Source organism: Brevundimonas sp. (assembly GCF_036399195.1).
Lineage (GTDB): Bacteria > Pseudomonadota > Alphaproteobacteria > Caulobacterales > Caulobacteraceae > Brevundimonas.
In genome coordinates this window covers 1-14827 of sequence record NZ_DASWNO010000087.1, presented here as the reverse complement: position 1 = coordinate 14827, position 14827 = coordinate 1, and the positions used below count along the sequence as shown (strand labels likewise).

At 69.6% G+C, this 14827-nt stretch carries 13 protein-coding genes; 7 read left to right on the top strand and 6 right to left on the bottom strand.

From position 1 onward, the window contains the following. The coding region (gene zapE / locus VGB60_RS04265) for a cell division protein ZapE (protein WP_331037035.1) at positions 1-1078 on the top strand (1078 nt) is incomplete at its 5' end. A 63-nt stretch (positions 1079-1141) separates the two neighbouring features. Continuing rightward, the gene (locus tag VGB60_RS04260) at positions 1142-1642 is read left to right on the top strand and encodes a YbjN domain-containing protein (RefSeq protein WP_331037034.1); all 501 of its coding nucleotides are present in this window, start codon (positions 1142-1144) and stop codon (positions 1640-1642) included. A gap of 163 nt (positions 1643-1805) precedes the next feature. Here VGB60_RS04260 and mdh read toward each other — a convergent pair whose 3' ends face one another. Beyond that, entirely contained in the window at positions 1806-2768 is a 963-nt protein-coding gene (gene mdh / locus VGB60_RS04255) for a malate dehydrogenase (RefSeq protein ID WP_331037033.1), read from the bottom strand. 168 nt (positions 2769-2936) lie between these two features. Here mdh and VGB60_RS04250 point away from each other — a divergent pair, with 168 nt between their 5' ends. Continuing rightward, complete coding sequence (locus VGB60_RS04250; RefSeq protein ID WP_331037032.1) at positions 2937-3734, top strand: EcsC family protein; 798 nt, start codon at positions 2937-2939, stop codon at positions 3732-3734. Here the strand turns inward: VGB60_RS04250 and VGB60_RS04245 are convergent. After that, complete coding sequence (locus VGB60_RS04245; RefSeq protein WP_331037031.1) at positions 3725-4090, bottom strand: hypothetical protein; 366 nt, start codon at positions 4088-4090, stop codon at positions 3725-3727. The genes VGB60_RS04250 and VGB60_RS04245 overlap by 10 nt on opposite strands. A 115-nt stretch (positions 4091-4205) precedes the next feature. On the opposite strand from VGB60_RS04245, the gene VGB60_RS04240 reads away from it, so the two are divergent. The 4 genes from VGB60_RS04240 (at position 4206) to VGB60_RS04225 (ending at position 11311) form a co-directional block, all read left to right on the top strand. Then, positions 4206-4583: a VOC family protein gene (locus VGB60_RS04240; RefSeq protein WP_331037030.1), complete on the top strand. Its 378-nt coding sequence runs from the start codon at positions 4206-4208 to the stop codon at positions 4581-4583. Between the two features lie 282 nt (positions 4584-4865). After that, positions 4866-7097, top strand: coding sequence for a catalase/peroxidase HPI (gene katG, locus VGB60_RS04235; protein ID WP_331037029.1), 2232 nt, complete (start codon positions 4866-4868; stop codon positions 7095-7097). 366 nt (positions 7098-7463) lie between these two features. Next, positions 7464-8351 (top strand): hydrogen peroxide-inducible genes activator, encoded by an 888-nt coding sequence (locus tag VGB60_RS04230; protein ID WP_331037036.1) that lies wholly within the window; start codon positions 7464-7466, stop codon positions 8349-8351. A gap of 101 nt (positions 8352-8452) precedes the next feature. After that, entirely contained in the window at positions 8453-11311 is a 2859-nt protein-coding gene (locus VGB60_RS04225; protein ID WP_331037028.1) for a pitrilysin family protein, read from the top strand. Between the two features lie 5 nt (positions 11312-11316). On the opposite strand, the gene VGB60_RS04220 is transcribed toward VGB60_RS04225, so the two are convergent. The 4 genes from VGB60_RS04220 to VGB60_RS04205 all read right to left on the bottom strand — a co-directional run bounded on the left by VGB60_RS04220 (position 11317) and on the right by VGB60_RS04205 (position 14585). Continuing rightward, positions 11317-12147, bottom strand: coding sequence for a serine protease (locus VGB60_RS04220; RefSeq protein WP_331037027.1), 831 nt, complete (start codon positions 12145-12147; stop codon positions 11317-11319). 3 nt (positions 12148-12150) lie between these two features. Next, a complete protein-coding gene (locus VGB60_RS04215) occupies positions 12151-12594 on the bottom strand; it encodes a DUF350 domain-containing protein (RefSeq protein WP_331037026.1) in 444 nt (147 codons plus the stop codon). A gap of 214 nt (positions 12595-12808) precedes the next feature. Then, positions 12809-13984: a 23S rRNA (adenine(2503)-C(2))-methyltransferase RlmN gene (gene rlmN / locus VGB60_RS04210; protein WP_331037025.1), complete on the bottom strand. Its 1176-nt coding sequence runs from the start codon at positions 13982-13984 to the stop codon at positions 12809-12811. Between the two features lie 196 nt (positions 13985-14180). After that, complete coding sequence (locus VGB60_RS04205) at positions 14181-14585, bottom strand: metallopeptidase family protein (protein WP_331037024.1); 405 nt, start codon at positions 14583-14585, stop codon at positions 14181-14183. Positions 14586-14827: the final 242 nt, after the last annotated feature.

Genomic DNA, 14827 nt, shown 5'->3' with positions numbered 1-14827 from the left:
TGAGCGCCGTCTCGCCGACGGCCGGCTGGACCCCGATCCGTCGCAGGCGGCGGTGATCGGCGCGCTCGAACGGGCCGAGCTTGATCTGGAAAAGCGCGGCCTCTTCGGCCGGCGGCCGGAGGTTCGCGGCGTCTATCTTTGGGGACCGCCGGGACGCGGCAAGTCCATCCTGATGGACCTGTTCTGCGCCTGCGCCCCCGAGGAGCGTAAGGCCCGCGCCCATTTCCACGCCTTCATGGCGCGGGTGCACGAGCTGATCCGCCAGTGGCGCGAGGGCGACGCGGCGACGCGCAAAGCCGTCTTCGGCCAGTCCAAAGGCGACGACCCCATCCGGCCGACGGCCGAGCTGATCGCTTCGGAGGCGCGGCTGCTGTGCTTCGACGAACTGCAGGTCACCGACATCGGTGACGCCATGATCCTGGGGCGGCTGTTCGAGGCGCTGTTCGAACAGAAGGTGGTGCTGGTCGTCACCTCCAACCGCGCGCCCGAGGACCTGTACCTGAACGGCATCAACCGGCAGCTCTTCCTGCCCTTCATCGACATGATCCGCGCGCGCTGCGAGGTGGTCGAGGTGGCGGGCGGCCGCGATTGGCGGCTGGACCGGATCATGGGCTCGCGGGTCTGGTTCACCCCCGCCGACGCCGACCAGCGGCAGGCGTTCGACGCCCTGTGGGAAGAGCTGAAGGGCGAACAGGCCGAGGCGCCGGCGCATCTGACCGTGCAGGGGCGGCGGGTGACGATCGAGCGCACCGACGGCGGACTGGCGCGGGCCACCTTCCGGCAGCTGTGCGGCACGGCGCTGGGGCCGCAGGACTATCTGGCGGTGGCCGAACGCTTCCACACTCTGTTCCTCGAGGACGTGCCGGTGCTGGGCCCGGCCAACCACCACGAGGCGCGGCGGCTCGTGACGCTGGTCGACGCGCTCTACGAGGCCGGCACGCGGCTGGTGGCGTTGGCGGAGGCCGTCCCGGAGGCGCTTTACCCCGCGGGCGTCGGCGCCTTCGAATTCGAACGCACGGTGTCGCGGCTGAATGAAATGGCGGGAGCGGAATGGCTGGCGCGGGAACGGGCGGCCTGACACGCTCGCCACAATTCCGCTCGCGCCGGCGGGTCCAGTGTTTCACCTTCCGGAGAATTGTCGATGCGCCTGACCGCCCTGCTCGCCGCCCTTGCCCTTTGCGCCGCCTCGCCCGTGCTGGCGCAGACGGCCGCCCCCGCCAAGGGGGCGCCGGTTTCGGAGGTCCGCGCCTGGCTGACCGGCTTGGGCGGGACTGTCGCCGAGCCCGAGGTCGAGGCGAGCACCCAGACGCTCAAGGTGGCGGACCAGCCGCTGCCGTGGACCCTGACCTTCTACAACTGCACCGGCGCCGGTCCATGCGACGACGTCCAGTATAGCGCGGCCTTCTCGGGCGGGGTGACGCTGGAACAGGTCAACGCCTGGAACCGCAACGCCCGCTACGCCAAGGCCTTCTTCGTGCCCGCGGGCGACGGCGGCGAGGCCGGAGCGGTGCTGCAGTACGACCTGGTGCTGACCTCGACCGGGACCGGCCAACTGCAGGAGCCCACGGCGATCTGGCTGCAGATGCTGCGCGGGTTCGCGGGGAGCCTGGTGCAGGCGCAGGGGCCGGCGGCGGCGCAATAGTCGTCGTCATCCCGGCGAAGGCCGGGACATGGCGGCGCCGCGACGGCGGCGAAACACCGTGAGGGAAGCAGGGCCCTCGAAGGCGGGGGCTCCGACAGGTTCGCGCTCTCGCGCGCCGCCTTGTCCCGGCTCTCGCCGGGATGACGACAAGGAAAGGCGGCTGCTAAACCAGCGAGCTGTCGATGTCCTTGCAGGCCTGGATCAGGCCCTTCACCGACTCGACGGACTTGGCGAACATCGCCTTCTCGTCGTCGTTGGTGGTGAACTCGATCACCTTCTCCACGCCGCCGGCGCCGATCAGGGCGGGGACGCCGACGTAGAGGTCGGACAGGCCGTATTCGCCCGACAGCCAGACGGCGCAGGGCAGGACGCGCTTCTGGTCCAGCAGGTAGGAGCGGGCCATGGCGACGGCGCTCTCGGCCGGGGCGTAGAAGGCCGAGCCGGTCTTCAGCAGGGCGACGATTTCGCCTCCCCCTTTTCTGGTGCGGTCGACGATGGCGTCCAGCTCGGCCTGGGTCATGAAGCCGGCCTTGACCGCGTCGGGCAGGGGCAGTCCGCCGACGGTCGAGTGACGCACCATCGGCACCATGTCGTCGCCGTGGCCGCCCAGCGTCCAGGCGTTGATGTCCTGCACCGAGACGCCGGTCTTCTCCGCCAGGAAGTATGCGAAGCGGGCCGAATCCAGCACGCCGGCCATGCCGACGACCTTCTCCTTGGGAAGGCCCGAGAACTGCTGCAGGGCCCAGACCATGGCGTCGAGCGGGTTGGTGATACAGATGACGAAGGCGTTCGGGGCGTGCTGTTTGATGCCCTCGCCGACGGCCTTCATGACCTTCAGATTGATGCCGATCAGGTCGTCGCGGCTCATGCCCGGCTTGCGCGGCACCCCGGCGGTGACGATGCAGACGTCCGCGCCGGCGATGTCGGCGTAATCGTTGGCGCCCTTCAGCGCGACGTCGGTCCCGATCACGGCGCTGGCCTCAGCGATGTCCAGCGCCTTGCCCTGGGGCGTGCCCTCGGCGATGTCGAACAGAATGACGTCGCCCAGCGCCTCGCGCGCCGCGATGTGAGCCAGGGTGCCGCCGATCATGCCGGCGCCGATGAGGGCGATCTTCGCGCGAGCCATAGAGTTCTCCAGTGGCCTGTCGCGCTTCGCGCGACTTGGGGCCGATTGTTGAGGGCCTGTCGCGCGCATGCGCTGCTTGAGGCCGTTTGTTAGGGAGGAAACCGTGGGCGGCGGTCTAGACCCGCGCGCTTGCGCCTGCAACCGTGACGCCGCGTCACCGGAGCGACCATGGCCCGCCTGCCCGAACCCCGGCCTGAACTGGTCCCCGCCGAGGCCGTGCCCGACGGGCTGATCACAGTCGTCGATGAGGGCGCCGTTCGGGCCGAGGTCGAGGCGTGGCGGGCGCGGATGCTGAAGCGGCCCGGCCTGTGGGACAAGGCGACGCGCGGCACGCAGGCGCGGATCAACCGAATGATCCCCGAGCGGGTCCACGCCATCGTCACCGCAGGCGTCGAGGCGATGACGAAAGGGATTCTGTTCGGCTCGGACCTGATCCAGTCGCGGCCGCTCGCCGACGGCCCGCTGGCGGCGCGCGAGCTGAGGGCGCGGGCGATAATCCGGACCTACCGCAACACCGCCGGGGTCGAGGGCGGGGTCGCGGGCGCGGGCGGCTTCGTGCTGGCGGCGGCGGACTTCCCGGCCCTGATGGCGATCAAGGTGCGGATGCTGGGCGACGTGGTCGGCGCCTACGGCTGGGGCGGGGATGCGGTGCGCGAGCGGCTATTCCTGCTGCACATCTTCCACCTCGCCTTCGCGAGCGCGCAACGGCGACCCGAGGCGCTGGCGGCGCTGGAGGCGTGGATCGCGGGCGTGGACCAGCCGGAGACGACTGCCGAGTACGACTGGCGCCGCTTCCAGATCGAGTACCGCGACTACATCGACCTCGCCAAACTGGCCCAGCTGATCCCTGTGGTCGGCGCCCCGATCGGCGCGGTGGTCAACTGGCGGCTGGTCGACCGGCTGGGCGAGACGGCCATGATGGCGTGCCGCATGCGGTGGTTGGGGGAGGCGGGGCCTCAACGATAGACCACAACGACCGGGAAAACTTTTGCAATCGAGCCGTCGGCGCCACGCTGGAACTCGCTATCAACCGATCGCGTGAGTACGGCGCCGTCATCGAAACGGGCCCGTACATCGAATGTGCATGCGCTGTTGAAGCCTGTGGGCGCACATTCGACTTTCGACACCGAGATCAGGACAGGTGTTTGCCCGCGACGTCCGCTCAGGAAGGCCATGCGGGCCACGTGTTCACTCCAATTTGCCCTCACATGGGCGACCACCTCCCGGTCGGAGGCCAGGAGGGACGGTGTCGGCGGCGCGGTGGCGCAGCCAGTTAGCGCAAGCACCGAAAGTGCGGCGAGCGGAAGCGGGTGAAGGGTCATGCCGCGGAGCCTAGCGGCGCCGTTCCCGATGGCAAGTCGACGGCCGGCCCCTCTCACACATACTTGAGTTCCGGTTTTGTTCGTGTCTCTATTAGTCTGTCAGGGAGGAGAGATCATGATCGGATATGTGACGCTGGGGACAAACGATCTCGAGCGGGGCGCGCGGTTCTATGATGCGCTGGCGGCCGAGCTCGGGACGTCGCGGATGATGGAGTGGCCGGGCGCGATCGCCTGGGGCACGCCGGGCGGCGGGGCCGGGATCGGGCTGACCAAGCCGTTCGACGGCGCGGCGGCGAGCGTCGGCAATGGGGTGATGGTGGCGCTGGAGGCGTCGTCGCAGGAACAGATCCAGCGGCTGCACCAGATCGCGCTGGAGAACGGCGGAACTTGCGAGGGGCCGCCCGGGCCCCGCGGCGAGGGCTTCTACGCGGCCTATTTCCGTGACCCGGACGGCAACAAGCTAAACGCCTTCATGATGACGGGGCAGGAGTAGCGGCAGCCGACGCCCGCCAACTCGTCGTCCTTCCGGGGGCGCGTAGCGCAACCCGGAATCCAGAAGTCCGGGCTCGGTCCGGGACGCGCGGTTGGCCGGTAGTCCGGACCTCTGGATTCCGGGTTCCTGCGCGGCTGCGCCGCTCCGGCCCCGGAGGGACGAGGAAGAGCAGAGAGTGCGAGTGGCATAACCTCACCCTTTGCCGACGACAAAGTTTATCGATTTTCCCTGCCGCTTCGGCAGGCATAGGCTCCCTGAAAAGCATACTCAGGGAGGACCACCATGGACGGAAACGCCGGCGCCCCGACGCCCCTCAACGATCCGAAGAAGGAAGCGGCGGCCCTGAGGTCGCTGCTGGGTCGGACCAACCGCGACTGGTGGCCTAACCATCTGTCGGTCGACATCCTGCACCAGCAGGGCCGCACCGGCGATCCGATGGGCGACGGCTTCAACTATGGCGAGGCGTTCAAGACGCTCGACTACGCCGCGGTGAAGCGCGATCTGACCGCCCTGATGACCGACAGCCAGCCGTGGTGGCCGGCGGACTACGGCCACTACGGGCCGTTCTTCATCCGCATGGCCTGGCACTCGGCGGGCACCTATCGCACAGGCGACGGGCGCGGCGGGGCCAACTCCGGCCAGCAGCGCTTCGCGCCGCTGAACAGCTGGCCGGACAACGGCAATCTCGACAAGGCGCGCCGGCTGCTGTGGCCGATCAAGCAGAAATACGGCGCCAAGCTGTCGTGGGCCGACCTGATGATCCTTGCGGGCAATGTCGCCATCGAGTCGATGGGCGGGCCGACCTTCGGCTTCGGCGGCGGCCGCGCCGACGTCTGGGAGCCCGAGAAGGACGTCTACTGGGGCACCGAGGAAGAGTGGCTGGGCGAAACCCGGATCAACGAGGAGTCCGGCAAGGCGCTGGAGAGCCCGCTGGCGGCGATCCAGATGGGCCTGATCTACGTCAATCCGGAAGGGCCCGGCGGCAACGCCAACGCCCTGCAATCGGCGCGCGACATGCGCGAGACCTTCTCCCGAATGGGGATGAACGACGAGGAGACGGTGGCGCTGACGGCGGGCGGTCACACCTTCGGCAAGGCCCACGGCGCCGGCGACGCCTCCAAGGTCGGGGCCGCGCCCGAAGGGTCGGACATCGCCCAGCAGGGCCTCGGCTGGCAGTCCGGCCACGAGAGCGGCCTGGGCGACCACACCATCACCTCGGGGCTGGAAGGCGCCTGGACGCCGACGCCCATCACCTGGGACATGACGTATTTCGACATGCTGCTGGACCACGAATACGAGATGGTCCGCAGCCCCGCCGGAGCCAAGCAGTGGCAGCCGGTCGGCAATCCCGCCGAGACGCTGGCCCCCGCCGCCCACACGCCCGGCAAGCGCGTGCCGACGATGATGACGACCGCCGACATGGCGCTGAAGGTCGATCCCAGATACCGCGAAGTCATGGAGCGCTTCCGCGCCGACCCGGCCTATTTCGGCGACGCCTTCGCCCGCGCCTGGTTCAAGCTTTGCCACCGCGACATGGGGCCGAAGGCGCGCTACCTCGGGCCCGAAGTGCCGCAGGAGGATCTGCTGTGGCAGGATCCGATCCCCCGGCGTCAGGGGCCGATGATCGGCGAGGCCGACATCCGGGCGCTGAAGGACCGCATCGCCGCCTCCGGCCTGTCGGTGGCGGAACTGGTCAGCACTGCGTGGGCGGCGGCCTCGACCTATCGCGGCTCGGACCATCGCGGCGGCGCCAACGGCGGCCGGCTGCGGCTGGAGCCGCAGCGCAGCTGGCCGGTCAACGAGCCGGACAAGCTGGCGCGGGTGCTGCGCGTCTATGAGGACATCAAGGCGGCGTCGGGGACCAACGTCTCCATCGCCGACCTGATCGTGCTGGGCGGTTCGGTCGGCGTCGAGCAGGCCGCGCGTGCTGCCGGCCACCAGGTCGAGGTTCCGTTCAAGCCGGGCCGCACCGACGCCAGTCAGGAGCAGACCGACGTCGAGGGCTTCGCCGTGCTGGAACCCAAGGCCGACGGCTTCCGCAACTACCTCAGCGTCCGCTTCAACGTCCCGACGGAAGAGCTGCTGGTCGACCGCTCGCAGCTGCTGGGCCTGACCGCGCCGCAGATGCTGGTTCTGGTCGGCGGACTGCGCGTGCTGGGCGCCAATCACGGCGGCTCGAAGCACGGCGTCTTCACCGACCGGCCGGGGCAGCTGACCAACGACTTCTTCGTCAACCTGCTCGACATGGGGACGGCGTGGCGGGAGGTCGACGACCGCGGCGACGAGGTCTTCGTCGGCGCCTGCCGCCGGACCGATCAGGAGAAATGGACCGCGACCCGCACCGACCTGGTGTTCGGCTCCAACTCCCAGCTCCGGGCGCTGGCCGAGGTCTACGCCTCCGCCGACGCCGGCGAGAAGTTCGTGAACGACTTCATCGCCGCCTGGACCCAGGTGATGAACGCCGACCGCTTCGACCTTACGCTGGACGAGGAGTTCGGCGTGGCGGCGGTCTAGGGCCGCGCTCTTCCGTCCTTCCGGTTTCGGCGCAGAGTGCTGGATCTGGAGGGACGGGCGGCGGCCCGGCAGCCTTGAAGGTTCATCACGAAGGCCACGAAGAAGGTCACGAAGGACACGAAGGGACCGAGCGCGACTAGGCGCCAGTGGGCTCCTCAATAGCCGTGAGGATCGCGGCTTCGCCGCAAACAAGGCCCCGTCCGGGAGCAGGCCCGGTGCGTCGTTCGGCTCAGGTCTCTTCGTGTCCTTCGTGACCTTCTTCGTGTCCTTCGTGATGAACCTGCTCCGCCGGCACAGCGGGCGCCGACGCATAAGGTTGTTCGATTGCCGTTGGAGATCGGGATAGCCGAAGCCTATATGTCGCCCATGCTCCCGACCCTGCGCCAGCTCCAGTATCTCAAGCTTCTGGCGGAGCATCATTCGTTCAGCCGGGCGGCGGAGGCGGCGCATGTGAGCCAGCCGGCGCTGTCGGCCGGGGTGCAGGAGCTAGAGCGCATCCTCGGCGGGGCGGTGGTTGAGCGCACGCGGGGCAATGTGCAGCTGACGGCCGTGGGCGCCGAGGCGGTGCGTAGGGCCGAGGACGTCCTGACGCGGACCGAGGATCTGGTCGAGGCGGCGCGCAACGCCGGCAAGCCGTTGTCGGGCCGGTTCCGGCTGGGCGTCATTCCGACGGTGGCGCCCTTCCTTCTGCCTGCGCGTCTGCCGGGGCTGAAGGACGCCTATCCGGCGCTGCGCCTGTTCATCCGCGAGGACCTGACGCCGCGGCTGATCGCGGGGCTGAAGGCCGGACAGCTGGACGCCGCGGTGATCGCCCTGCCATACGGCGCCGCCGGGATCGACCACGCCCGGATCGGCGACGACGAAATCCTCGCCGCGGCGCCCGTGGGCCACCCGCTGGCGGGGCCGGGGCCGATCCCCGCGGGTTCGCTGAAAGCCGAGGATTTGATCCTTCTTGAAGACGGCCACTGCCTGCGGGATCATGCGTTGGCCGCCTTCGACATTGACCCGCCGAAGGGCGAGGACGTGTTCGCCGCGACCTCGCTGCATACGCTGGTCCAGATGGTGTCGGCCGGTCTGGGCGTCAGCTTTCTGCCGGAGATGGCGGTGCGGGCGGGCCTGGCCGACATGCCCGGCGTGGTGGTGCGCCCGATCGCCGCCAAGGCCCCGCGCCGCGAGATCGTGGTGGCGTGGCGCACCGGCTCGAGCCGGGCGGAAGAGGCGCGGCTGCTGGCGGATGCCTTGGCGCTCGACTGACGGCGCACGCCAGCCGCTACATTACGACTCCGTAAGGTGCGCCGCCCTCAGGCGCTGATAACGTCCGCTCGCTCGGTCGCCGGGCGTCCGGAGCCGTTCCCATGAAGTCCCGCCTGTTCGCCGCCGTTTCCCTGTCCGCCCTGCTGATGGGCTCCGCCGCCGTCGCCTCCGTCGAGACCTCGCCCGCGACCCCACCGGCCGCCGCCCTGCAGGCGGGGCCGCTGGTCGTGCCGCCGCTCGGCTTTCAGGAGCGGACGCTGCCGAACGGGCTGAAGGTCTATACGGCGCGGGATGCGTCCACCTCGAATGTGACGGTGCAGGTCTGGTACAAGGTCGGGGCGAAGGACGATCCCGAGGGCCGTTCGGGCTTCGCCCACCTGTTCGAACACCTGATGTTCAAGGCCACCCGTAACTTGCCGCAGGAGACGTTCGACCGGCTGACCGAGGACGTGGGCGGTTCCAACAACGCCTCCACCTGGCTCGACCTGACCAACTACTACGAGACCGTCCCGGCGCAGCATCTGGAGCGGATGCTGTTCGCGGAGTCCGAGCGGATGGGTTCGCTGGTCGTCGACGAGGCGACATTCGCGAGCGAGCGCGACGTCGTGAAGGAGGAGTTCCGGCTCCGGGTGCTCTCGCCGCCCTACGGACGGTTCCAGCGGCTGCACTCGCAGGCCTTCATCTTCCCGGACAGCCCCTACCGGCGGCCCGGCATCGGCTCGATCGCCGATCTGGAGGCCGCGACGATCGACGACGTCCTGCGCTTTCACGAGACCTTCTATCGGCCCGACAACGCCTATCTGATCGTGGCCGGGAATTTCGATCAGGCTCAGCTGGACCGCTGGATCGACGGCTATTTCGGCCCGATCGAGAACCCGGACCGCCCGCTGCCGGTCAACAATGTCCCGGAGAGCTACGGCACGGCGCGCGAGGCGACCTTCTACGGACCGAACGTGCCGCTGCCGATGGTCCAGATCGCCTGGCCCACGGTGCCTTACGGCCACGCCGACCGGGCGGCGCTGTCCGTGCTGGACGGCATCCTGTCGACCGGTGAGAGCAGCCGCCTGTACCAGTCGCTGGTGTATCGTCAGCGCATCGCGACCACGGCGACGTCGGCCAGCAACCTGCAGCAGCAGGTCGGCACGCTGGCGGCCACGGCGATCATGAGCGAGGGCCACACCCCGGACGAGGGTCTGGCCGCCCTGCGGACTGAAATCGCGCGTCTGCGCGACGAGCCGGTCACGCCTGCGGAACTGGCCGAGGCCAAGACGGAGCTGGTCGCCGACGCGCTGCGCAACCTCGAAACGGTCGACGACCGCGCCTTCCAGTTCGGTTTCGGCCTGATCATGACGGGCGACCCGACGACCGCCGACCGCGACGTGGCAAACATCCAGGCGGTCACCGCCGAGGACGTCCAGCGTGTCGCGCGCGCCTATCTGCGCGACGACCGTGCCATCTCGATGCGCTACCTGCAGGCCGACGAGGCCAATCCGGAAACGCCGGCGCGCACGGAGTTCACCGCGCCGATCACGCTCGCCACGCTCGCCCCCGCGGGCGAACGGGTCAGCCTGTTGCCTGAGGGACAGCGCCGTCCGCTGCCGGAGCCCGGGCCCGCGGTCGAGCCCGCCACGCCCGCGGTGGCGGAGCGCCGTCTCGCGAACGGGATGCGCGTTCTGGTCGCCCGCAAGCCGGGCCTGCCGCTCGTCTCGGCGCGGATGAGCTTCGAGGCGGGCACGTCCGATGATCCCTCGGGCAAGGCCGGCGTCGCCAGCTTCACCGCCTCCCTGCTGGATCAGGGGACCGCCACCCGTTCGGCGCCGGAGATCGCGACCGAAGTCGAGCGTCTCGGCGCGTCGATCGGGGCCGGCGCAAGCGCCGACTTCACCAATGTGTTCGCCTCCTCGCCCTCGAACGTGTTCCCGCAGACGGTCGCCCTGATGGCCGACGTGGTTCGCAACCCCGCTTTCGCCACCGAGGAACTGGACCGCGCCAAGACGCAGACCCTCGCCGGTCTGCGCGTGCAGTTGTCCCAGGCGGGCCCCGTCGCGGCTCTCGCGGCGGCGCGCGCGGTGTACGGCGAAGCCCCGTACGCCGTGCCCGGCTCAGGCACGCCGGCCACCATTCCCGGCCTGACCCGGGAAGACATCGCAGCCTTCCATCAGTCGCGGTATCGGCCCAGCCAGGCGACGTTGGTGTTCTCCGGCGACATCACGCCCGATGCGGCCTATGCGCTGGCGGAACAGGCGTTCGGCGACTGGCGCGATCCCGCCGGCGCCGCGATGGCGAGCGGCGATCCCGCCGGGGCGCCGGTGGCGCCGCGTGTGATCGTGATCGACCAGCCCGGCGCCGGGCAGGCGGCGGTGGTGACGGCTCTACGCGGCATCGCCCGCACGGACGAGGACTACTTCCCCATGCTGGTCGGCAACGCCCTGCTGGGCGGCGGCTTCTCGGCCCGTCTGAGCCAGGAAATCCGGATCAAGCGCGGCCTCAGCTACGGCGCGGGCTCGGGCCTCAATGTGCGACAGGACGAGGGCATTCTGACCGCCACCGCCCAGACGCGAAACGACGCCGCGGCGCAGGTGGCGGAACTGATGCTGGCGGAGATCTCGCGTCTTTCGGAAACACAAGCCACCGAAGCTGAACTGGCGCCCCGCAAGGCCACCCTGATCGGCGGCTTCGGACGGCAGCTCGAGACGGTCGACGGTCTCGGCGGTCTGGTCGCCAACCTGGCGCTGTACGGCCTGCCGATTTCGAACCTCGCCACCTATGCCGACGACGTGAACGGCGTCACGCCGGCCGCCATTCAGGCCGCGGCGGCCGAGAACCTGCCGGCGAACGCCGCCAGCGTGGTGATCGTCGGCGACGCGGCCCAATTCCTCGAGGCGCTGCGGGCGAAATATCCGAACGTCGAGGTCATCCCCCTGTCGAGCCTGAACATCGACAGCGTGGGACTGCGGTAGGCGCTTCAGGCCGAGAGGCAGACCACCTGCGCCACCCGCAGGTCGCGGCGCAGGTCGTCGGCCACCAGACCGTAGTTGTCGATGGTGACGGCGCGGCCGGTCAGCGGTTCGTCGGCCCGTTGAAGCCCGCGGACAGCCGGGCCGAAGGTGTCAGGCGAGGTGGTGTAGATGCGGCCGCGGCGCGGGCTTTCGGCGATGGTGACGCCGACGGCCCGGCCCTGACGATCCAGCACCGGCGCGCCCGACAGGCCGGCGAGGGTTCCGCCCAGGCCGCGCGTGCGCCCAACCTCCGCCCAGGCGAGTACAGGCTCATCGCGCTCGCCGCGCCCGCGCACCTTCAGCGTCTCGCGCCCCAGCAGGCGTGACGTGACTTCGCCCGGGCGGGCCTGCGGATACCCGGGGTGGAAGGCGCGCTGTCCGGCGCGGAGCGGCTGGACCGAGGCCACGGCCAATGGCTCCGGGCCGCCCTGGGTCAGGAGCACGGCGATGTCGGCGCGCGGAGCCAGCCGGACGTCGGCGGCGAGAGCCCGGCCGCCGCCGACCAGAATGGCGGGGCGTCGACAGCCCTCGACCACGTGGCGCGCCGTCACCCACCGGCCCTCGCGCGAGACCGAGAAGGCGGTGCCGGAGGCGGGCTGGAACGGGATGTCGGGCGTCGTCACCGTCACCGCCGGATCGAACGGCGTGACCGGCCCCAGCAGGGCGCCCTCTGTCTCGTCGGGCGGCGGCGGCGCGGGCGGCGCATTGGCGTTCTCGCGCCCCTTCAGGGAGCCGATCAGCAGGACGCCCAGAACCGCCGAATAGACCAGCCAGTCTGGGGGACGCGGCAGGGCCATGGCTCAGCCCGTCAGCGCCGCCGCCAGGATCAGCGCCGTGGACAGCTTGGCGCCGACCAGCAGGACGGCGGCGGAGACCTCGTTGTTCTGGATGCGCTGGGGCAGGCCCGTCAGCACGAAGTCGACGAGGCGGAAGGCCATCAGCTGGAGCGCCACGGTGGCGACGCCCCACAGGGCGATGTCCTTGATCGAGGTCGAGACGCTGAGGCTGACGGCCAGCGGCACGGCCAGACCCACCAGCACGCCCGAGAAGGCCACCGCGGCGGCGGCGTTTCCCCGGCGGATGAGGGTGATCTCCTTCCACGGGGTCAGCAGGGCGTAGATGATCGCGCCGGCCGCCAGCAGACCGAGGGTGACGCTCAGATGCGCCAGCGCCGTGGGGAAGCCCGTGGCGAACGCCTGAACTTCGGCGCTTTCAAGCACATTGGAGAGCGGCGAGGAGTCCATGGCTTCCCGGTAAGTGGTGTTGCCGACGATTGCCGCCTTTCCGCCGCATTCCGCAAGCGCGCCGGCGCCACACTCGGTCAAGAACCGTGACGCGATGTGACAGGCGGAGGCGCGGCTGGTGGCCGGTGATTGGTGATTGGTGACTGGTGGTTGGGCGGTGGCGAACTGCCCGGCCCGGCGGGAACCAGTCACTAATCACTAACCATCAGCCACCTCAGGCGGCCGCGACCGTCCCCGCGACCGCGGCCTGTTCGGCGCGGCGAACGCTGGCGCGGACCTTTTCGCTCTCCGACTTCAACTGGCCGCAGGCGGCGAGGATGTCGCGGCCGCGTGGGGTGCGGATAGGCGAGGCGTAGCCGGCCTTGTTCAGGATGGCCGCGAACCGTTCGATCGTCTTCCAGTCCGAGCACTCATAGTCCGTGCCGGGCCAGGGGTTGAACGGGATCAGGTTCACCTTGGCCGGGATGCCCTCGATCAGCTTCAGCAGGGCGCGCGCCTCGTCCGGGCTGTCGTTCACGCCCTTCAGCATGACGTATTCAAAGGTCACCCGACGGGCGTTGGAAATGCCCGGATAGGCGCGGATGCCGGCCATCAACTGGGCCAGGTCGTACTTCTTGTTCAGCGGCACCAGCACGTCGCGCAGGGCGTCGTTGGTGGCGTGCAGGCTGATCGCGAGCATGGCCTGCGTCCGCGTACCGAGCGCGTCGAGCTGGGGAACCACGCCCGAGGTCGACACCGTGATCCGGCGCCGCGACAGGGCGATGCCCTCGTTGTCCGAGATGATGTCGATGGCGTCGGCGACGTGGTCCAGATTGTAGAGCGGCTCGCCCATGCCCATGAAGACGATGTTGGACAGGCGACGGTCTTCCTTGGGCGACGGCCATTCGCCGAGGTCGTCGCGCGCGACCTGGACCTGGGCCACGATCTCGGCGGCGGTCAGGTTGCGGACCAGCTTCTGGGTGCCTGTGTGGCAGAAGGTGCAGTTCAGGGTGCAGCCGACCTGAGACGACACGCACAGGGCGCCGGCGCGGCCGACGTCCGGGATGTAGACGGTCTCGATCTCGATGCCCGGGGCGGTGCGGATCAGCCACTTGCGGGTGCCGTCGTTGGACACCTGGCGCTCGACGATCTCGGGGCGGGCGAGGGTGAAGGCGGCGGCCAGCTTCGCCTGCGTGTCCTTGGCGATGTTGCTCATCGCCGCGAAGTCGGTGGCGCCGTAGTGGTGGATCCAGCCCCAGACCTGACTGGCGCGCATCTTCGCCTTCTCCGGCGGGCAGATGCCGGCGTCGATCAGCGCCTGACGCAGCCCGGCGCGCGTCAGACCGGAGAGGTTGACGGGGGCCGCCGGGCGGGCGGCGGCCGAGCGCGAGAGGTCGAGCGTCAGGCTCAAGGGAGTCGGTCCTGCAGGAAAGGGAGGCGGGACTTATACCACAGATCGGGAAGGATTTAAGGCGGGGAGGAGGAGTGGCTGGTGGCTAGTGGTTAGTGGCTAGCCACCGCCTGTGTGAAAGCGCGGCCGGCGCCGCCCTCCGCTGGAAGTGGAGCTACGATCCACTAGCCACTAGCCACTAGCCACCAGCAACCAATTACTCATCCCCCGCCTCGACCGCATCGATCCGGTCGTCGTCGAGCCCGAAATGGTGGCCGATCTCGTGGATCAGGACGTGGGCGATGATCTCGCTCAGGCCGACATCGCCGCGCTCGCACCATTCGTCCAGGATCGGGCGGCGGTACAGGAAGATGCGGCTGGCCTCGGGCGCGGGCCCCATGCCGTCGCGCAGGCCGATGTCGACGCCGTGATACAGGCCGGTCAGCTCGAACGGGTCCTCGATCTCCATCATCGCCAGCGTCTCGTCGTCGGCGAAGTCGTCGACGCGAATCACCACGTCGCCCGCCAGCGCGCCGAACGGCTCGGGCAGGGCGTCGAACGCCTCGCGCGCCAGACGGGCGAAGTCGTCGAGGGAGGGAGCGGGTTGGTTGGTCCACTTCATAGGGATGAGGGATTAGGGATGAGGGATGAGGTTGGGAAGGGTCACGGCCGCCACCGCTCCACGGCGTTCGAGATCTCTCATCCCTAATCCCTAGTCCCTGTTCCCTCTTCAGGTATGGTTACCGAATCAGGGCGTGGGAGCTGATCTGACCAAATGGCCGAGGCCGAGATCGCCTATGTCGCGACCGCGGGCGCCGCCGGGCTGGCGCTGGCGCTCAGCGCGTGGGCTGCCCGGCTGCGCGG